The sequence below is a fragment of the Ottowia sp. VDI28 genome (assembly GCF_049532675.1).
In the GTDB taxonomy this organism is placed as follows: Bacteria; Pseudomonadota; Gammaproteobacteria; order Burkholderiales; family Burkholderiaceae_C; genus Ottowia.
The window spans coordinates 4,142,998-4,162,110 of sequence record NZ_CP149820.1 but is presented as its reverse complement, the minus strand read 5'-3'; the positions used below and the strand labels follow the sequence as shown (position 1 = coordinate 4,162,110).

Genomic DNA, 19,113 nt, shown 5'->3' with positions numbered 1-19,113 from the left:
CTCAGGTTGATTTCATTGATACGTAGAACGTATGACCAAACCCATATGACCAAGCGATTGGATCGGCTGCACCTGATCCTGACGTTCCTTGCGGTCGCCCAGCAGGGCAACCTGACGTCGGCGGCGAAGGCCCTTGGCACCACTCAACCCACCGTGAGCAGGCGTCTGCGAGACCTGGAGGCCATGTTGGGCGCTCGCCTGGCGGCGCGCAGTACCCATCGTTTTCATCTCACGCCGGAGGGCGTCGAGTTGCAGCGCAAGGCCATTGCCTGGGCTGATGCCTGGTCGGAGTGGGAGCAGGAGATGCAGGCTACCGGGTCCATGCCCACAGGCGTCCTCACGCTCGTGGGTCCTCACGGTTACGGCAACACGCTTCTCATGGACGCGATCGCTGAATACCGCCAACGGTTTCCACAGGTCCAGGTGAACCTGAAGCTCACCGATGGCCAGGTCGATCTGATTCGCGAAGGAGCGGATGTCTGGATATGCGCCGGTGGCTGCCGGGATCAGACGCTCCACGTGCGCCGCCTTGGATGGATGCACAGAATCCTGATCGCTTCCAAGGACTATCGCGGCGCGCCGGTGCGGGTGCCCGAAGACCTTGAAAGCCAGCCTCTCGTTGGCTTGGTTCCGCATGTCTACGGCCAACTGGAGCTCCGGTCAGTGCGAACCGGCGAAAGGCGAAGCGTGCGCATGAATGCGAGCATGGCCACTGATGGCTTGCTCGCGAGCTACAGTGCGGTGCAGCTAGGCATGGGTATCGGTTCAGCGGCCCCGTGGCTTTGTGGCTCCGATATTGCCGCCGGCAAGCTGCGCAGGATTCTGCCTGGCTGGGAGCTGGAGCCCGTGCCCATAGAGGCTGTGACATTGGCAGGCCGTTTCCGGCCTGCCCGGATCGATGCTTTCCTGGAGATCCTCTCCGCGCAACTCGCCAAGACAACGGGGTTCCGCCGGACCCCGCCCTAGTGTCCTGAATTGCAAATTCGTTGAATAAATCTACCGAGAATCAACACCATGCGGCGTTGCAAAGCCTCGCGATACCACTCGGTATCGCTGCGTTTTGCGTCGCATCGGCGCACCGCTTGCCTGATGTCGATTTCGGCAGATTTATTTATCAACGAACTTACAACTCAGGACACTGGTGAACCGCCGCCGGTGCCTCGCTGCCTGCCTTCAGATCCGCGCGCAACAGGGTGGCGCCCAGCACGGCCGCGATCACGGCGAACAATGCGCCCGCCGCAAAAGCCCACTGGTAGCCGCCGTTCTGGGCAGCCAGGGCGCCGGCGCCCGCAACCATCAGTGCCGAGGTACGGGCTGCCGCCAAGCTGGCCAGCACCGCCAAGCCCAGCGCACCGCCGAGCATGAACGAGGTATTGACCAAGCCAGAGGCCAAGCCTGCATCGCCGGGCGAGACATCGTGCATGGCGGCCATCAGCATGGGGTTGAATGCGATGCCTGCGCCCAGTCCCAGGAGCGTCATGCCAGGCAGCACATCGATCCAGAAGCCACTGGATTCAGCCGCCATGGGAGCCCGAGCGAACAGCATCAGGCCCAGCGCGGCCAGCAGCAAACCGATGGCCAGCGGCCCCCGGATGCCGAAGCGCATCACCAGCTTGGCCGACAAGCCCAGCGACAGCAGTGCCATGACCAGATTGGCCGGCAGAAAAGCCAAGCCTACCTGCATGGGGGTATAGCCCAGGATCTGCTGCAAATACAGCGCGGACATAAAGAACCAGGCGAACATGCCTGCCGACCACAGCACGGCGCAGACATTCGAGATGCTGATGTTGCGCAACCTGAACATTCCCAAAGGTACCAGCGGGTGCACGGAGCGCGACTCAATGAACAGGAACAGTGCCATCAGCAGCGCCGCGGATCCCAGCAGTCCGAGCGTCCGCGCCGAACTCCAGCCTGCTTCGTTTCCGCCCACCACACCATAGACGGCCAGCATCAGCGACAGCGTGACGGTGATGGCGCCCGCCACATCCAGCCGCTGGCTGCCACTGGTTTCCGAGGAGGCTGGCAGCAGGGCCGCGCTGGCCGCATAGACCGCCACGCCGATCGGCAGATTGACTAGAAAGATCCAGTGCCAGCCTACTGTGGTCAGCAGGCCTCCCAGAAGCACGCCGAGGCTGCCGCCGCCAGCGCAGACGAAACCGTAGACGCCCATGGCGCGGGCTCGCTCGCGGGGTTCGGTGAACAGGTTCATGATCAGGGAGAGGGACACCGCCGACACCACGGCGCCGCCCAGGCCCTGTATGGCGCGGGCCACCACCAGCATCACCTGGCTGCCCGCGAGGCCGCAGGCCAGCGAGGACAGCGTGAAGAATGCCAGCCCCCCGAGGAACATGCGGCGGTGACCGTACAGGTCACCGAGCCGCCCGCTCAGGAGCAGGCAGCCGCCGAAGGTGAGCATGTAAGCATTGACCACCCAGACCAGCGACGTCTCACTGAAACCCAGGTCCGCGCGTATCGAGGGCAGCGCCACGTTGACGATGGTGCTGTCCAGCACGATCATCAGGACGCCCAGGCATAGAACGATCAGCGTGAGCCAGCGGCGGCGCGTACTCTGGGCGGAGGCGTTGGATACAGTCATGTGCGCTCGGAAAGGAACCGCTGTGGAATGCGGTCGTGGAACGGATAGAAGTGGAAATACGGCCTCGCTTCGGACAGCACTTGCGCGACCGAAGGGCGGTCCATCAGGCGATCGAAATAGCGGCGCAGATGGTGCTCTTCCTGGCCGAAGGCCTGCAGGGTGCTGGCATAGAACAGGGCCGGGGCGGCCGCGCAATCGGCCAGAGAGAATTGCTCGCCACAGATCCACGCCGTGCCGCTCGCCAGTTGCGCATCGATGATGCCGTAGGCCGCAGACAGGGCTTCGCGGGCCGGTTGCATGTCGCCATGGCGCTCGAAAAGGCGGTCGTTCACGATGTCTTGCATGGGGCCTTGCACATGCAGGTCGAACACGCGGTCCCATTGCCGCACCGCCAGCGCGTCAGCCGCCGAAGAAGGCAGAAGCTTTTCCGCACCAGGGTAATGCAGATCGAGGTATTCGATGATGATGCTCGCTTCCGGCACCATCTGGTTGCGGCCTGTATCGCGCAGAACTGGAAACTTACGCAAGGGCCAGACCGCCTGCAGTTCGTCTCGGTCCGCGGGCTGGCTCAGGTCGATCAGACGCTTGTCGAATGGTGAACCCAATTCATAGAGCGCGACCAGCGCCTTGTGGCAGTACGACGCCAAGGGGTGGTAGTACAAGGTCAGGGACATGGGTGTTTGCGTTTCCGGATCGGCATGCAAGTTGGGCTTGGCCGGACTGGCCGGCGTTATGTGGAGCGGCCGTCAAAGCGCTTGACCGGAATGGCGTCGAGATCTATTCCCTCCACGCAGCGCATGTTGACCGCTGCGATGGCCGTGCCTTTCGGGTCGGTGCCCAAGCCATAGAGATGGATGCCGCAGTGCGGGCAGAAGCGGTGCTGGATGACGTGCTTATGGAAGGTATAGGTGCTGCTGTTGCTTTCAGGCGTGCGCAGCTCCAGGTTTTCGCGCGGGGTGAACCACAGCAGCGAGCCCCGGCGTTGGCACATGGAGCAGTTGCAGGCCAGCACTTCGCTGACCTCGCCTTCGAAGGTGAATGCATTCTGGCCGCAGTGGCAGCTGGCTTGGTATTTCATGGGGTGTGAATGGTTACTGCATCGAGTGCAAGCCGATCATGTTGCCTTCAGGGTCTTCCACGAGGCTGCAGTAGCCATAAGGGCCAATGGAAAACTTGGCGCGGTGCACTTTGCCGCCGGCGGTCTCGGCGCGGCCCTGTTCAACGGCACAGTCGTCGCAGGCGAAGTACACCATGGTGCCGCCGCCTCCGGAGGGCACGCCCTTCATCTGGACCAGCATGCCGCCCGTGCCAGGCGCATTCATGTCCATCGGGAACGACAGCATGCGTGTGCCGTCGGCTGCACCGGGCCCTTCAGGCGCAGCCAGCGTCTCCAGCTTGCATTGGAAGACGGTTTCATAGAACTTGCGCGCACGGTCCATGTCCTGCACGTAGATCTCGAACCAGACGACGGGATTGGGTTTCATGTGAAGCTCCGTGAGAGTTCTCGGGGGTGATTCCAGCGGTGAGTTCAGCCGCGGTCTTCGACGTGGCGTGTGAAGCTGTCCAGAATGGATTGCCAACCCTCTCGCTGTTGTTCGGGGGTATAGGTGGTTTCGGCATCGAAAGTTTCACGCACCGTCACGGCATTGCCGGCCGCCGCGAACTCGACGCGCACCTTGCGTCCATCCTCCATCGTGTATTCGATGAGGCGATTCGGCTCGATGCGTGTGTAGACGCCCTCGAAGTCGAAGCCCATGCTGCCGTCGCGCGCTTCCATGCGCGCCGTGAACTTGCCGCCTTCGCGCAGATCGACGCTGGCCCGGGGCGTGTGCCAATCCGGCGAGGCCGCGTTCCATTGCTCAATGGCACGCGGATCATTCCACGCCGCCCACACCCGCTCGATAGGCGCCTTCACAGTAGCTTCAATAGTGATTTCCATACCTTTTTTCCTTCCATATCAATGTCGTGAGGCCGCGGAGCAGGCCATGCACAGGCAGCCGCGGAGCTGGCTCCGCCAGGCCGCTGGCGGCGTCCCCCTTCCAGGCTCGGCGCCCCCGGGGGAAGGCGCGCCAGCGCCTCAGGGGGTGGCTACATTCACCATCCAGGGCGTGCCGAAGCGGTCCTTGACCATGCCGAAACCGGGTGACCAGAACGTCTTGGCGAACGGCATCACGGTCTGCCCGCCTGGCGCCAGGGCATCGAAGAAGCGCTGCCCTTCCGCCGTGTCGGCAGCCTGGATCGAGATCCACAGGCCTTGTGGCTGCTGATATCCCCCGCAGGTGGCGTCCGCACCTGGCATGGAGTCCGAGCCCATCAGCGATTGATCCTTGACCTGCAGGTGGACGTGCATGATGCGCTGCTTGGCCGATTCCGGCAATGGCGGCATGTCAGGTTGGGAAGGCATTTCGCCGAAGGTACCTTGGTACACGATGGTGCCGCCGAACACTTTGGCATAGAAGGCGAAGGCCTCGGCGCAGGTGCCGTCGAAATTGAGGTAGGGCGTGAATTGCACGATGTTCTCCAGCTTGGTGTTGGTGAGATCAAAAATAAGGAGGCGCGAAAGTATGGCTATGCGAGGTTGAGCTGCCAGGAAACGCCGAAGCGATCATTCAGCCAGCCGAAATGCGAACTGAAGCCGTAGTTGTCCAGAGGCATCAGTACTTTTCCATCCTGGCTCAGCGCGGTGAAGAAGCGCTCCAGTTCTTCTCGGCTGTTGCAATCGACGAAGATCGAGTTGGACGGGGTGAAGGTGAATGCATGCACTGGGGGGCTATCGCTGAAGAGGAACTCTCTTCCGCAGATATCCACCCGAGCCAGCATCACTGTGCCGCCGTTGGACGTAGGTGCGGGGTGCCGCTGCATATGCAGCACGCGCGTGCCGGGCAAGATGCCGGTGTAGAGATCGATGGCGGCTTGGGCGTCGCCCTGGAACATCAGGAAAGGGGTGGCAGTGGTCATGGCCGCGGCATGCCCTCAACGACCCTCGAAGGCCGCTTGCAATTGGGCGATATCGAGCTTTTTCATTGTCATCAAGGCGGCCATGTAGCGCTCCATCGCCGGGCGGTCGCTGGAGGTGATCATCTCCGCGAAGATCGCGGGGGTGATCTGCCAGGAAAGACCGTACCGATCCTTCAGCCAGCCACATTGTTGCGCCGCCGGATCACCGCCTTGTGACAGAGCGTTCCAGTAGTGGTCGATTTCTTCCTGGGTGTCGCACAGCACCATCAGCGACACCGCTTCACTGAACTTGAAATACGGACCGCCATTAAGCGCCAGAAACGGCTGGCCGTCGAGTTCGAATGCCACGGTCATCACGCTGCCGGGCTGCTTGCCATGGATATCCTTGCCGGCCTCGGCATACCGCGAGAAGGCGCCGAGCTTCGATCCGGGAAACACACTGACGTAGAACTTTGCCGCTTCTTCCGCTTGGCCGTCGAACCATAAACACGGTTGAATCCGAGTGGATATTTTGCTCATGCGATGCTCCTGAGATTTATTTGTGGACAATGTACACATAGCTTGCATCCTAAAATGGACACTGTCCACATAAATCCCTATGAGCAACGAGGATTTTTCAGATAGCGCACCGCGCACCACGTACCGCCATGGAGATCTCCGGCGGGCCCTGCTTGAGGCGGGCATCGCTCTGGCGCGTGAGGGAGGCCCGGAGGCTATTGTTCTGCGCGAGACCACGCGCCGCGCGGGCGTGGTTCCCAATGCGGCCTACCGGCACTTCGGTAGCCGTCAGGAACTGTTCGCGGCGGTACGCGCGGCGGCGCTGGGCGCACTGGCGCAAGCCATGGAACACGAATGGGTTAAGGCCGATGCCATCGCCGACCCTGCCGAGCGTGCTCATGCCAGGCTTGCCGCCGTGGGCAGGGGCTATCTGGGTTTCGCGCAGGCGGAAACGGGCCTTTTCCGGACGGCTTTCGCGTCCGGTGAACATGATGTGGAGGTGCCGCGCGACCCCGCGCGCACCGGCAGCATGGGGCTGAATCCCTTCGAGTTGCTGAGTGCCGCGCTCGACGCCATGATGGAAGCGGGCGTGCTGCCAGAAGAGCGCAGGCCGGGCGCCGAATACCTGGCGTGGTCAGCGGTGCATGGCATGGCCTTGCTGACTATTGACGGCCCGTTGCGTGTCGCGCCGCCGGAAATGCTTCAGGCGTTGGGGCGGCGGCTGCTGCACATGGTTGAGTTGGGGCTCTGAGAACGTCCTGAGAGGATTCGGATTTAGAACGTGAGCGCGTTCTCAGATCAAGCCAGCCATTCCCAGCACGGCGCCAATACCAATAAGCCAAAGCAGGTGCACCCGCGTGCGCCAGACGATCACGGTAATCACCGCGGTCAGTACCCAAAGCCGCCAGTCACGCGCGGGCTGATCGTGCGCGGTGGTCAGGACCCATCCGGTGGTGAGCAGCAACCCGATGACGAGTGGGGCCATGCCGGTCTTGAAGGCGCGCACGGCGCGCAACTCGCGGTTCTTGTGCGCCCAGCGCGTGGCGGCATAGGTGAGGATGCCCGAGGGCAGCAACATGCCACCCATGGCGACGAGCAGCCCCAGCAGGGCAAGGGCGTAGGCCTGCCAACCCGTGGACGGGCCGCCGCCGGCATTCATACCGACGTTCCAGCCCATCAGGCCCACGAACAACACGTTGGGTCCCGGTGCGGCCTGGGCGATCGAAATCGAGGAAGTGAACTGATCCTCGTTCAGCCAATGGCGCGTGTTGACCAGGTAGCGGTGCATGTCGGGCGCGGTGGTGATGGCGCCGCCCACCGCCATCAGGGAGAGCGAGAGGAAGTGCACGAACAGCGCCCACCAGTCGGCGGCTGAGAGGGTGATCGTCATGGTCGTGGGGTTTGGCCCGAGTCGGCATCGGTCAGCGCGGCAGGGCTGGGGGGCTCGGGCGGTTGCGCTGGCAAGGACACGGATGCCGGCGTACGCAGGCAGTGCCAGGCCCATAGGCAACTGGTTCCCCCGATGGCGAGCAGGACCAAGCCCATCGGCCACCGCAGCAGGGCCGAGGCAATGAATGTCGCGGCTACCACCGACGCGCATACAGGCACGCCCATGGGATTTTTGCTCAACGCTCCCGCGAGCTTGAGGCCCGTGGCCGCCACAAGGCCCGCGGCCACCGCGCCCATGCCGCGCAGGGCTCGCTGCCCCAAATCGTGGTCTGCCACGGTGGCGAACAGCACCGCCAGGGTCAAGACCACCACCGTGGGAAACAGGAGCAAGCCTGTGAGCGCCGCCAAGGCGCCGGAGAGGCCGAAGTGCCGGTCGCCCACCATCATCCCGAGATTGACCACATTCGGCCCGGGCATGATCTGGGCTACCGCCCAGTCCTCAACGAATTGTTCGCGGGAGAGCCAGCGTTTTTTCTCGACCAATTCCCGCTGGACCACGGCCAGCACGCCGCCGAAGCCCTGCAATGCGAGCCAGGAGAAGGACCAGAAAAGGTCAGCGCGGGAGCGCGGCGCATTGAGCGCTTCTGAGGACTCGGCAATGAGCGGGGTGGGCGGCATGGCCCCATTATCTGTCGTGGCAGGCGCCAGGGATTCCTAGTAATCCTGCACCGAACCGTCGATGCCGATCGGCACCGACGGCACCATCGGGTTGGCTTTCAGCTCGGCCAACGCCTGCTCATTGAGTTCGATACCGATTCCCGACGACTCGGGAACAAGAAGGTGGCCGTCCTTCAGGGTAAGCGGTTGGACGACCAGGTCACGCTTGGGTGATTCGGATTCGCCCGTGTACTCTTGCAGCGCGAAGTTGGGAATACAGGCATCGAGCTGGACACAGGCTGCCGTCGAGATCGGCGAGAGCGGGTTGTGGGGGATCACTTTGACATGGTGCGCCTCCGCGAGGGCGGCCACTTTCCTGGCGCCGGACAGGCCCAGCGTCAGGCATACGTCGGGGCGGACATAGTCACAGCCATGGGCTGCCAGCAGAGCCTGGAATTGGTAGATGGTGGAGAACCTTTCGCCGGTGGCCACGGGAATGCCGCACCGCGCCCGCACGTCGCCCATCAGCGCGGGGCTGTCGGGGAGCATCGGATCTTCATAGAAGTAGGGGTGAAAGCGCTGAAGGCGTTGTGCCAGCGCGATCGATTCCGCCGGGTTCATCTGGCGGTGAAGTTCGATACAGAGGTCGACTTGCCCGCGCATGACTTCATGCAGAGCACTCACACGCCGCTCGGCTTCCGCGACCCATTCTTCGAACGAGCGCCGCAGATGGAAATCCGGCGCAAACGGCGAGAAGCGGATCGCGGTGAACCCTTCGTTTTTCCGCTTGACGGCGTCGGCCAGGAGATCTTCCACAGTGTCTCCTTTGACATGGATGTAGCAACGGACGCTGTGCCGAGTCATGCCGCCCATGAGCTCGTAGACCGGCACGTCCAGGCGCTTGCCCTGAATATCCCAAAGCGCGATGTTGATGGCGGAGAGGGCGCCATCTACCAGCGAGCTCATGAAGTGCCAGTTGCGATGCAAGTATTGGGTATGGTGCTCGATCCTGGCAGGGTCTTGGCCCTTCAGATATTTCGCCATCGAGCCGATGACGGCCGCCGTGGCGGCTGGCCAAGCGTGCACGCCGGCCTCACCGATACCAGCCGTTCCGTCTTCGCAGCGGATTTTCAGCAAGCACCAGCGGTCTACCAGATAGGTTTCGATCGCTTCGATTCTGGTTTTTTTCATCGCGTAGGACACTTCTCTTTAAGTCACTCGGGTTCGATGCCGGCGGCCTTGATGACGGCGGCCCACCGGGTGGCTTCCGATTGCTGGAATCTGGCGAACTCGGCCGGTGAGCTGAACGACAGGACTCCCATGCCCGCGGTGTCGAGAACCTTGGCGACGGTGGGGGTCTTGCGCGCCATTTCCCATTCGCTCGCAAGCTTTTGGATGATGGGCGCTGGCGTCTTTGCAGGCGCATAAACGCCCAGCCATCCCAGGGATTCAAACCCTTTGAAGCCGGATTCATCGAGTGTCGGCACCTGTGGCAGGGTCGTAAAGCGGGACTTGCCGGTCACGGCCAGCAAGCGCAGGCGGCCGCTTTTGACATGAGGCTCCACGAGGTTCAGCCCTGTGAACATGAGCTGCACCTGTCCGCCCATGACGTCGATGACGGCCTGCCCGTCGCCTTTATAAGGCGAGTGGAGCAGGGTTGCATCCATCATCCGGGCCCAGGCTTCGGCGGTCAGATGCGAGGCTGTTCCCCGGCCGCCTGATCCGAATGCAACGGAGCCTGGTGGCGCCTTCTTGATGTAGGCGACGAGATCCGCCACGGATTTGACGGGAAGTCCGGAATGCGCCACCAGTACCAGCGGGCCTCCGCCAATCAGGGCGACGGGCTCGAGGTCCCGCGAAGGAATGAAGCTGAGCTGCTTGAAGAGATGAGGGGCCACCACCATGGTGGTCGGTGCGGCGACCAGCAGGGTGTAGCCGTCTGGGGCCGCCTTGGCGACGAAATCGGCTGACAATGTTCCGGACGCGCCGGGCTTGTTGTCGACGTACAGGTTTTGCCCGTTCTCCGACAAGCTCCGGGCAAAGAGGCGCCCCAAGACATCGCCGGCGCCGCCTGGCGTTACGCCGACGACGACGCGTATAGGTTTGCTGGGATAAGGCGATTGCGCGAATGCCCACAAGGGTGAGAGCAAAGCGCCGGACAGGGCTAGAACGGCTTTCCTACGTTTCATGTCAGTCTCCTTTTCCATCATTGTTCGCTTGAGGAGATATAGAATTCAAATAGGAAAAAAGACCTTGATATTTGATTTGTCTATATGTCAATTCCTGCCAGCACCATCGCCTCACGCCTCATGGTCAAGGCGCGCCTGCGCCACCTTCAGGTACTGGTGAAGGTGGCCGAATATGGGAGTATTCAGAGGGCGGCCGCCGCCATCGGCTTGACTCAACCCACGACCACCACTGTGTTGGCCGATCTGGAATCCTTGCTTGATTGCGAGCTGTTCCAGCGGCATGCGCGAGGGGTCCGGCCGACGCAGATCGGCCGGCATCTGATTCCCATCGCGCAAAAGCTGCTTGATGGCATGCAGGAGTTGGCCAGCGTAGCCTCGGCCATGTCCAGCACCGCGAGTTCCGTGGTGCGGGTGGCGGCGATTTCCAGTGCCATATCCGGCGTTCTTTCGTACGCCTTGCCCAGGTTCAGTGCCGCGCATCCCGACATGCTCATCCAGATCCAGGAGCTGGACATCGAGCACATCGGCGCGCTCATCGGTACGGGTGACATGGATGTGGCGCTTTGCCGCCAGCCTGAAGTGATTCCCGCGGGGTGGTCGTTCACCGCGCTGGCGAGCGACCGCCTGATCGTGGCCTGCGGGCCCGGGCATCCGCTGGTCAAAAGAAGAAACATCGCCCTGCAGGATCTGTGGGAAGAGACCTGGATGCTGGGTCCGGCACCCAGCGCGCCTCGCAAAGCCTTCGACGCGCTCACGGCAAGCGCGGGAGTCACGCCGCCTCTCCGCCTGGTGAGCAGCCGCTCTTCATCCGTGTTCTGGTCGATGCTCCAGGCACAGGAGATCCTGGCGCTGCTGCCTTACAGGGCTGTCTATCAGCTGCTGAGTACGGGCCAGCTCCGCGAGCTGGATGTTCTGGTGCCTATTCCCTTCGAGGCCATCGGGGTACTGAAGCCCCATGACGAGATCACCGATGCCGCTTCCAGGTTCGTCAATTTTCTTGAAGCCATGACACCGGCATGAGTCGCAGCGCTCATGGCCGGAAGCATTTCATGCCCGGTTCGGCAGGACTTCCAGCACCTTTTCGACCGGGCGGCCGAGACGCGCACCCAGGGGCGTGACGACGATGGGACGGTTGATGAGCACCGGGGTAGCGAGCAGGGCATCGATCAACTGGTCGTCGGTCAGTGCCGGGTTGTCCAGTCCCTGTTCGAGGTACTCGGGCTGCTTGGTGCGCACCAGGGCACGCAGGGGCTCGCCCGTGGCCTTTGCGATCGCCTTGAGTTCATCGCGGCTCGGGGGATTTTTCAGGTATTCGACGATCCGCGGTTCTTCGCCTCGTTCGCGGATCATCTCCAGTGCATGACGGGAAGTGCTGCACCTGGGGTTGTGGTAGATCGTGATCTTGCTCATGGTGTGGTCCTGATTCAGTAGAGGAGATAGGGCTCGCGTGTTTTCATCCACGCCGCTTCGTCGGCCTGGGCGAGCGCTTCGAGATCGGCAGGCGTGGCCGCGGGGTCGTCCACCCATTCACGCAGCAATTCGCTGCCGTTGATGAGGTCTATGGCCAGGCGGTCGGTTTCATATTCGTAGGCGAAATCACGCCACAGCGGATAGTCTGGAGATTGCCTGCGCAGCGCCTTGAAGGCCAGGGCCTGCAGCCGCCATGGCTTGAAGGCGGCGTGGTCGTAGTGCAGGGGGTCTTCCACATGGATCTGCACGCCCGCGCAGAGCTGCCCCACGTGCTTGTGGAACGTCGGCTCGAACCAGCATTCGCGCAGCACGCAGCCGCGCAGCCATTCAGGGGCCAGTGAGCGCATGTCGGCCAGCAGGCGGCGCGTATCGATACCCGGGGCGCCGAACAACTCCAGCGGGCGGGTGGTGCCCCGGCCTTCGGAAAGCGTGGTGCCCTCCAGCATCACGGTGCCGGCGTAGGCGCGTGCCATGGAAAGATTGGCGGCGTTGGGGCTGGGGTTGACCCAACTGCGCTCAGGCGGCCAGCCGAAGCCTGGCGCGGCTTCTGGTTGCCAGCCTTCCATTTCGATGACGCGGTAGTCGACCTGCAACCCCAGCGTATCGATGAACCACTGGCCCAGCTCGCCCATGGTCATGCCGTGGCGCATGGGCATCGGCCCGGCGCCCACGAAGCTCTGCCACCCATCGCGCAAGCTGAGCCCCTCCACCGGGCGCCCTGCCGGGTTGGGCCGATCGAGCACCCACACGGCCTTGCCGTGGGTGGCGGCGGCCTCAAGCACGTAGCGCAGCGTGGTGATGAAGGTGTAGATACGGCAGCCGAGATCCTGAAGATCGACCAGGATCGTGTCGAAGCTGCTCATCATCGCATCGGTCGGGCGGCGTACCTGGCCGTACAGGCTGAAGATGGGGATGCCGTGCCGCGGGTCGACGAAATCAGGCGATTCGACCATGTTGTCCTGCTTGTCGCCGCGCAGGCCATGCTGCGGGCCGAAAGCGGCGGTGAGTCGGATGTCCGGTAGGGCAGCCAGCGCATCAAGCGAATGGGTCAGCTCGCGCGTGACTGAAGCAGGGTGCGCCAGCAAGGCAATGCGGCGTCCGGCCAGCGGTGCGCGCAAGGCGGGGTCGTTCAACAGGCGTTCGATTCCGAGTTTCATGATGATGTCAGGCAAGTTCGGCGGTCCAGCCGGCGTTGCGATGGAAGTCAGGCCTTTCGGCGGGATGGTGCAAGGCCCAATAGCTCAGGTTGCCGTCTTGCGTTTCGATCACGGCGGTCAACCCTACGGGCAGCGGAGTGTCCGCGGCGGTGACGGGCATTGGCAGCCGTGCTTCGAGCGTGAGGCTGTCAGATGTTTGTGCCAACGTGATAGCCGGTGATGGCACACCGGGGTTCGAGGCATCGCGCACGCGTTCGCCGCTGAAAGCGTACACGGCCCAGTGGCCAGAGGGCGAAAAATTGAATTCGCGGTAGGCGGCCTTGGCGGGCTCTGCGATGAAGGCCTCAAAGCAGGTGTGCTGCCACAGGCCGTCGGTGAAGCGGGGCGCTTCTGACGGGGCGGGAAGGCGCAGGCGGGAGAGGTCGCCTGCCAACCGGTAGCGCAGAAGCAAGCCGGGGGCTTGATTCAGCGGGACGGCAAATGCTTCCACCACCAGTGCCCGTACCGCGTCGCAGGGTGTGGCCGGGTGGTGAATCAGTGGATGGATGAAAAGAAGCGTTTCCGTCATGGCTGCATATTCTGTCAGGGGTGCTTTGTCACCAATCTTTCATAAAAGAGACATGTAAAAGTCAAAGAGTCAATTCATTATCCATAGCACATAACCCGCTCTCAGTATGGTGAATATGCCGGAAGGAGTTGAAAGATGAAAGAACTGCCCACGCCCACCTTTGCGTTGTCGCCCACGGCACATCCGGCCGCACTGCCACGGGGGTCTCTTCATCAAAGCCGCCAAGGGGCGGTTTTGGGGCAGCCTGCAGCGGGCCAGGGGATTCAAGTGGCCTGGGCGCGCCACCAGGATGAAGTAAGGCAGGCCCAACGCCTTCGCTATGAAGTTTTCGCCGGAGAGATGGGCGCGCGCCTGCCCACGGTGATGCCCGGCCATGATATCGATCTGTTCGACGATTTCTGCGAGCACTTGCTCGTGCGCGATGAAGCCTCGCAGGAAGTGATCGGCACCTACCGGGTGCTGACGCCCGTGCAGGCCAAGCGTGTGGGCAGCACTTATAGCGACACCGAATTCGATCTGACCCGCCTGCGCACGCTTCGCCCGCGCATGGTGGAGCTGGGCCGCAGCTGCGTGCATGCCGATCACCGCCACGGCGGCGTCATCATGGCTTTGTGGGGGGCGCTGGCCGAGTTCATGGTGCGCAACCAACTCGACACCATGATCGGCTGCGCCAGCATTCCCATGCTGCATGGCGGCGTGGTCAGTGGCGATGCCGCCGCGAGCATATGGCGGCAGGTGAGCGCGACACATATGGCCCCCATCGAGTGGCATGTGCGCCCGCGCCTGCCGCTGCCAGTCGAGCGTCTCGACAGTGATCTGGACATCGAGCCGCCGGCGCTGATTCGCGGCTACCTGCGGCTGGGTGCCAAGGTACTGGGGCCACCCGCCTGGGATCCCGATTTCAATACCGCGGATCTGCCGATGCTCATGCGCATCGCCGACCTGCCGGCGCGCTATCGCAAACACTTCCTGGGGGCCGAGTGAACATGGCCGCGCCCGCTCACAGTCCTTTCGGCCGAGTTCCTCTTGAGCGTCCCTCGTTTCGCGGCATGCCGTTTCCGGTGCGGGGCGCCGTGGACGGCTGGGCGGCCTGGGCACGGGATGATGGCGGCCAGGCCGATGAGGCCCAAGGGGCCCCTTCCTCCGAAAAGGCGCGCTATCGCGCCATTTTTATTTCCGATCTGCACCTGGGTACGCCAGGCTGCCAGGCCGGCCCGCTTCTGGAGTTTCTCAAGGAGCACACCAGCCAGTCCCTTTATCTGATCGGAGACATCATCGACGGTTGGCAACTGCGCCGGCGCTGGTATTGGCCGCAGTTGCACAACGATGTGGTGCAGAAGCTGCTGCGCAGGGCGCGCAAAGGATGTCGTGTCGTTTTCGTGCCCGGCAACCACGATGAGTTCGCGCGGGCTTTCACCGGCCTGAATTTTGGCGGCATCGAGGTGCTTGAGGATGCCGTTCACGTGACGGCCGACGGCAAGAGACTGTGGATCACGCACGGTGATTATTTCGACGGCGTGATCCAATGCGCCAAGTGGCTCGCCTATGTGGGGGATCATGCCTATGAGCTCACCTTGCGGGTGAACCGGCACCTCAATAGCCTTCGTGCGCGGGTGGGGCTGCCGTACTGGTCGCTTTCCAGCTATCTCAAGCACAAGGTCAAGAAGGCGGTCAACTACGTCAGCGATTTCGAGGCGGCGGTGGCCGGCGAGGCTCGCCGGCTTGGCCTGGACGGTGTGGTTTGCGGCCATATTCACCATGCGGAAATACGCGATATCGGCGGCACGCTGTACTGCAATGACGGCGATTGGGTGGAAAGCCGCAGCGCGCTGGTGGAGCACCACGATGGCCGCCTGGAGCTGATCTACTGGCAGCCAGTGTCCGCGCCATGCGAAACCGTGCCAGCCGAAGCGGAGCATGCATGAAGCTGGTTCTCGTGACCGATGCATGGCGGCCGCAGGTCAACGGCGTGGTGACCACACTGGTTGAACTGGTGAACCAACTGCAGGCCGGAGGCGATACCGTGCAGGTGATTGAGCCGGGTCTTTTCCGCACACGGCCTTGCCCTGGCTACCCGGGGATCGACCTCGCGGTGCGGCCGGGACGAGCCCTCGGGCAGATGCTGGACCAGGCCCGGGCCGACGCGATCCATATCGCCACGGAGGGCCCTTTGGGGTGGGCTGCGCGCCGCTATTGCCTGCGCCGCGGGCTGGCGTTCACCACGGCCTTTCATACCAAATTTCCTGAAATCCTGAATGCGGCGGTGAAGTTGCCGCTGTCATGGGGCTATGCGCTGTTTCGCCATTTTCACCGGCCTTCTGCCGGCGTCATGGTGCCGACCCAGGGCGTGGCAGATATGCTGGCTGAGCGGGGTTTCACCAACCTGCGCTATTGGACGCACGGAGTCGACACCAAGCTCTTTGCCTTTTCCCCGCAAGTTGGCGACTATTCGCCGCTGGGCGGGGTGGAGCGGCCAGTGCACCTGTTCGTGGGCCGGGTGTCCTATGAAAAGAACATCGATGCTTTCCTGGAGCTCGATCTTCCGGGAACCAAGGTGGTTTGCGGCGTAGGGCCGCTCGAAGCGCGGTTGCGCGAACACTATCCGGGGGTACGCTGGCTGGGCGTGCTGCCGCGCGAGGAGCTGGCGCGCGTGTATGCGGCGGCCGATGTATTCGTCTTTCCCAGCCACGCCGATACGTTTGGCCTGGTGATGCTGGAGGCCATGGCGACCGGCACGCCGGTGGCGGCCTTTCCAGTGGATGGGCCGCGTGAAGTACTGGCCGATCTTCCCGGACATCCTTGCGGAGGTGTGATGAGCACCGATCTGGGGCAGGCCATCCGGGACGCCCTGGGGATTCCCCGTGAAGCCGCGCGGGCGCATGCGCAGCGTTTCGACTGGGACCATGCCACGCGTTTGTTTGCGAGTTTCCTGGTGCCGAGCCGCCCCAGGACAAAAAACACCCTGCTGGGGGGCAGCGGACCATGCGAAGCGGAGTAGCGCGGGGATCTTTTTCGTCCTGGCCTGTGCCGAAACCGCAGCTTTTGATCCGGCTGCATGATACAAATCAGAACACAGCACCTGTTTGCGGCAACGATGCCTTCCACTCCTCCTGAATTACCGGCGATCCTGCAGAAATATCCGCTGCAGGATCGTGACCTGAGCATCCTGGATTTCAATCACCGCGTGATGCATTGGGCCGAGCGGGCTGATGTGCCTTTGCTGGAGCGCTTGCGCTATTTGTGCATCGTCTCGTCCAATCTCGATGAGTTTTTCGAGGTAAGGGCGGAGTCCCACATTACGGCCTGGCGGGAGGCACCGAACGCGGAAACCAACATGCGCACCGTGCTCGACGCGGCGCATGCGCTGGTGGAGCGGCAGTACGGCATCTTCAACGATTCACTGCTGCCGGCCTTGGCTGCCGAAGGCATGCGGATCGTTTCGCACCTGGACCGCAACGAAGCCCAGCGGCGCTGGGTGCGCGAGCTGTTCCTGCGCGAGGTCAAGCCGCTGTTGGTGCCGGTGGCGCTTGATCCCGCGCACCCCTTCCCGCAGGTGGCCAACAAGTCGCTCAACTTCATTGTTCAGCTCAAGGGCAAGGATGCCTTTGGCCGCAGCAACGATATCGCCATCGTGAAAGTGCCTCGGGTGCTGCCGCGCGTGCTGCGCATGCCCGAGAAGGTATCGGGCGGCGAGACGCTCTTTGTCATGCTCTCCAGCGTGATCCGCGCCCATCTGGCGGATCTGTTCCCGGGCCGGGAGGTCGGGGATTTCTCGCACTTCCGAGTCACGCGGCATTCGGACTTGTGGGTGGATGAAGACGAGGTGAAGAACTTGCGCACGGCCTTGCGCCAGGGCTTGCACCAGCGGCACTACGGCGAAGCTGTCCGGGTTGAGGTGTCGTCCGCTTGCTCGGATGAACTGGCGCAGTTCCTGCTCAGGCAATTCAAGTTACCCATGGAAGCCTTGTTCAAGGTCCAGGGGCCGGTGAATCTTGTGCGCCTGCAGCAGCTCATTCAGCTCGTCGATTCACCCACGCTGCTCTTTCCTCCGTATGTGCCCAGCTATCCGGTCCAACTGCATGGAAATGAGCAGTCGGTATTCGAGCGTTTGCGTGAGGGTGACGAGCTGGTTCACCTGCCATTCGAGAGCTTCGATGGCGTGATCGATTTTCTGCGCCAGGCCGTACACGATCCCACGGTACTGGCCATCAAGCAGACCATCTACCGTACCGGCAATGACAGCCGCATGCTGGATTTGCTGGTCGAGGCCCAGCGGCGCGGCAAGGAGGTGATAGCCGTGGTTGAGCTGAAGGCGCGCTTCGATGAGGAGGCCAACATCAACTGGGCCGAGCACCTGGAGCTCGCTGGCGCGCAGGTGGTCTATGGCGTGGTGGGTCTCAAGACCCACGCCAAGATGCTCCTGGTGACCCGCCGCGAGGGGCGAAACCTGCGGCGCTATGGGCACCTTTCCACCGGCAACTACAACCCGCGCACGGCGGCGCTCTATACCGATCTGAGCTATCTCACCGCTGATGCGCGTCTCACGGCCGATATGGATCAGCTTTTTGTGCATCTGGCCAGCCACAGCCGGTTGCCGCGCATGCAGCGCATGCTGCTGGCGCCGTTCACCTTGCACCGGCGCATGATCGCCAAGGTTGGCGAGGCTGCTGAAGCCGCCCGGCGTGGCCGGCCCGCGCGCATCGTCGCCAAGATGAATGCCTTGACCGACCAGGCGCTGATCGAGGCGCTGCTGCTGGCGGGAGACGCTGGTGCGCAGATCGACCTGATCGTGCGCGGAGCCTGCATGCTGCCCGCACAGCTTACGAAGAACATCCGCGTGCGCAGCATCATCGGCCGCTTCCTGGAGCACTCGCGGGTGTTCTACTTTCTGGTGGGCGACAAGGAGGAGCTCTGGCTATCCAGTGCCGACTGGATGAACCGGAACATGCTGCGCCGGATCGAGACAGCCTGGCCCGTGACCGATCCTGCCTTGCGCCAACGCATCATCGATGAATGCCTGATCGCCTACCTGCACGACGAACGCGATGCCTGGCTAATGGGCGAGGGCGGGCGCTACCGCCGCGTAGTGCCTGAAGGCGGCACCCCGGGCCCAGGCGCGCAAGATGCATTGATGGCACGCTATGCGGCGCGCCATGGAGTCACGAAATAATGGACCTCATCCTGTGGCGCCACGCCGAAGCGCTTGAACTTGATGGCGGCATGAGCGATCTTGAGCGTCCCTTGACGCGCCGTGGCGACAAACAGGCTGCCCGCATGGCCGCCTGGCTTGACCGCCAACTGCCTGAGGGGGCGCGCATCCTCTGCAGCCCTGCTGTCCGTACCGAGCAGACCGTGCGGGCGCTGGGGCGCAAGTACAAGGTCCATGAGGAGCTGCGCCCAGGCGCTTCGCCTGAGCAGCTGTTGCAACTGGCTGGTTGGCCTGGCGCCAAGGCTCCGGTGCTGATCGTGGGCCATCAGCCCACGCTGGGCGAAACCATCTCCCGTCTTTTGCGCATGGCCGAGCCAGAATGCTCCGTGAAGAAGGGGGCTGTCTGGTGGCTGCGCAATCGTGAGCGCGAGTCTCAGCAACAGACCGTGGTGGTCACGGTCCAGACGGCGGAATTGCTTTAA

General features: G+C 62.9%; 23 protein-coding genes. 8 read left to right on the top strand and 15 right to left on the bottom strand.

Going from position 1 to position 19,113, the window contains the following annotated elements; genetic code table 11:
* Positions 1-45: 45 nt before the first annotated feature.
* Entirely contained in the window at positions 46-966 is a 921-nt protein-coding gene (locus tag WJU18_RS19750; RefSeq protein WP_423455009.1) for a LysR family transcriptional regulator, read from the top strand.
* A gap of 157 nt (positions 967-1,123) precedes the next feature.
* Here the strand turns inward: WJU18_RS19750 and WJU18_RS19745 are convergent, their stop codons facing one another.
* The 8 genes from WJU18_RS19745 to WJU18_RS19710 form a co-directional block, all read right to left on the bottom strand.
* Entirely contained in the window at positions 1,124-2,596 is a 1,473-nt protein-coding gene (locus WJU18_RS19745) for a DHA2 family efflux MFS transporter permease subunit (RefSeq protein ID WP_423455007.1), read from the bottom strand.
* Positions 2,593-3,270 (bottom strand): glutathione S-transferase family protein, encoded by a 678-nt coding sequence (locus WJU18_RS19740; protein ID WP_423455005.1) that lies wholly within the window; start codon positions 3,268-3,270, stop codon positions 2,593-2,595. Before WJU18_RS19740 ends, WJU18_RS19745 begins: the two co-directional genes overlap by 4 nt.
* 56 nt (positions 3,271-3,326) lie before the next feature.
* Positions 3,327-3,674: a GFA family protein gene (locus WJU18_RS19735; protein WP_423455004.1), complete on the bottom strand. Its 348-nt coding sequence runs from the start codon at positions 3,672-3,674 to the stop codon at positions 3,327-3,329.
* A 13-nt stretch (positions 3,675-3,687) separates the two neighbouring features.
* Positions 3,688-4,080, bottom strand: a complete 393-nt coding sequence (locus WJU18_RS19730) for a VOC family protein (RefSeq protein ID WP_423455002.1) — start codon at positions 4,078-4,080, stop codon at positions 3,688-3,690.
* A gap of 44 nt (positions 4,081-4,124) precedes the next feature.
* Complete coding sequence (locus WJU18_RS19725) at positions 4,125-4,535, bottom strand: SRPBCC family protein (RefSeq protein WP_423455000.1); 411 nt, start codon at positions 4,533-4,535, stop codon at positions 4,125-4,127.
* Positions 4,536-4,673: 138 nt separating this feature from the next.
* The gene (locus WJU18_RS19720; RefSeq protein WP_423454998.1) at positions 4,674-5,108 is read right to left on the bottom strand and encodes a VOC family protein; all 435 of its coding nucleotides are present in this window, start codon (positions 5,106-5,108) and stop codon (positions 4,674-4,676) included.
* A gap of 56 nt (positions 5,109-5,164) precedes the next feature.
* Positions 5,165-5,554: a VOC family protein gene (locus tag WJU18_RS19715; RefSeq protein WP_423454996.1), complete on the bottom strand. Its 390-nt coding sequence runs from the start codon at positions 5,552-5,554 to the stop codon at positions 5,165-5,167.
* Positions 5,555-5,569: 15 nt separating this feature from the next.
* A complete protein-coding gene (locus WJU18_RS19710) occupies positions 5,570-6,073 on the bottom strand; it encodes a VOC family protein (protein WP_423454994.1) in 504 nt (167 codons plus the stop codon).
* Between the two features lie 79 nt (positions 6,074-6,152).
* Between WJU18_RS19710 and WJU18_RS19705 the strand changes: the two genes are divergently transcribed.
* The gene (locus WJU18_RS19705; RefSeq protein ID WP_423454992.1) at positions 6,153-6,803 is read left to right on the top strand and encodes a TetR/AcrR family transcriptional regulator; all 651 of its coding nucleotides are present in this window, start codon (positions 6,153-6,155) and stop codon (positions 6,801-6,803) included.
* 42 nt (positions 6,804-6,845) lie between these two features.
* On the opposite strand, the gene WJU18_RS19700 is transcribed toward WJU18_RS19705, so the two are convergent.
* Genes WJU18_RS19700 through WJU18_RS19685 form a run of 4 tightly spaced genes read right to left on the bottom strand, consistent with a single transcriptional unit; the run spans position 6,846 to position 10,287 of the window.
* Positions 6,846-7,442, bottom strand: a complete 597-nt coding sequence (locus WJU18_RS19700; protein WP_423454990.1) for a chromate transporter — start codon at positions 7,440-7,442, stop codon at positions 6,846-6,848.
* Positions 7,439-8,119, bottom strand: a complete 681-nt coding sequence (locus WJU18_RS19695; protein ID WP_423454989.1) for a chromate transporter — start codon at positions 8,117-8,119, stop codon at positions 7,439-7,441. Before WJU18_RS19695 ends, WJU18_RS19700 begins: the two co-directional genes overlap by 4 nt.
* A gap of 36 nt (positions 8,120-8,155) precedes the next feature.
* Entirely contained in the window at positions 8,156-9,289 is a 1,134-nt protein-coding gene (locus WJU18_RS19690; RefSeq protein ID WP_423454987.1) for a mandelate racemase/muconate lactonizing enzyme family protein, read from the bottom strand.
* 23 nt (positions 9,290-9,312) lie between these two features.
* A complete protein-coding gene (locus WJU18_RS19685) occupies positions 9,313-10,287 on the bottom strand; it encodes a Bug family tripartite tricarboxylate transporter substrate binding protein (protein WP_423454986.1) in 975 nt (324 codons plus the stop codon).
* An 84-nt stretch (positions 10,288-10,371) separates the two neighbouring features.
* Between WJU18_RS19685 and WJU18_RS19680 the strand changes: the two genes are divergently transcribed.
* On the top strand, positions 10,372-11,307 hold the full coding sequence (locus WJU18_RS19680; protein WP_423454984.1) for a LysR family transcriptional regulator: 936 nt from the start codon (positions 10,372-10,374) through the stop codon (positions 11,305-11,307).
* A 27-nt stretch (positions 11,308-11,334) separates the two neighbouring features.
* Here WJU18_RS19680 and arsC read toward each other — a convergent pair whose 3' ends face one another.
* Genes arsC through WJU18_RS19665 form a run of 3 tightly spaced genes read right to left on the bottom strand, consistent with a single transcriptional unit; the run spans position 11,335 to position 13,482 of the window.
* A complete protein-coding gene (gene arsC / locus WJU18_RS19675) occupies positions 11,335-11,697 on the bottom strand; it encodes an arsenate reductase (glutaredoxin) (protein WP_423454982.1) in 363 nt (120 codons plus the stop codon).
* A 14-nt stretch (positions 11,698-11,711) separates the two neighbouring features.
* The gene (locus tag WJU18_RS19670) at positions 11,712-12,914 is read right to left on the bottom strand and encodes an exo-beta-N-acetylmuramidase NamZ family protein (RefSeq protein WP_423454980.1); all 1,203 of its coding nucleotides are present in this window, start codon (positions 12,912-12,914) and stop codon (positions 11,712-11,714) included.
* A 7-nt stretch (positions 12,915-12,921) separates the two neighbouring features.
* Positions 12,922-13,482 (bottom strand): DOMON-like domain-containing protein, encoded by a 561-nt coding sequence (locus WJU18_RS19665; protein WP_423454978.1) that lies wholly within the window; start codon positions 13,480-13,482, stop codon positions 12,922-12,924.
* Positions 13,483-13,617: 135 nt separating this feature from the next.
* On the opposite strand from WJU18_RS19665, the gene WJU18_RS19660 reads away from it, so the two are divergent.
* The 5 genes from WJU18_RS19660 to WJU18_RS19640 all read left to right on the top strand — a co-directional run bounded on the left by WJU18_RS19660 (position 13,618) and on the right by WJU18_RS19640 (position 19,113).
* On the top strand, positions 13,618-14,466 hold the full coding sequence (locus WJU18_RS19660) for a GNAT family N-acetyltransferase (RefSeq protein ID WP_423454976.1): 849 nt from the start codon (positions 13,618-13,620) through the stop codon (positions 14,464-14,466).
* 65 nt (positions 14,467-14,531) lie between these two features.
* Entirely contained in the window at positions 14,532-15,407 is an 876-nt protein-coding gene (locus tag WJU18_RS19655) for a UDP-2,3-diacylglucosamine diphosphatase (RefSeq protein ID WP_423461049.1), read from the top strand.
* On the top strand, positions 15,404-16,480 hold the full coding sequence (locus tag WJU18_RS19650) for a glycosyltransferase family 4 protein (protein ID WP_423454974.1): 1,077 nt from the start codon (positions 15,404-15,406) through the stop codon (positions 16,478-16,480). The genes WJU18_RS19655 and WJU18_RS19650 overlap by 4 nt, the downstream gene beginning before the upstream one ends.
* A 96-nt stretch (positions 16,481-16,576) precedes the next feature.
* Complete coding sequence (gene ppk1 / locus WJU18_RS19645) at positions 16,577-18,652, top strand: polyphosphate kinase 1 (RefSeq protein WP_423454972.1); 2,076 nt, start codon at positions 16,577-16,579, stop codon at positions 18,650-18,652.
* Positions 18,652-19,113: a SixA phosphatase family protein gene (locus WJU18_RS19640; RefSeq protein ID WP_423454971.1), complete on the top strand. Its 462-nt coding sequence runs from the start codon at positions 18,652-18,654 to the stop codon at positions 19,111-19,113. Before ppk1 ends, WJU18_RS19640 begins: the two co-directional genes overlap by 1 nt.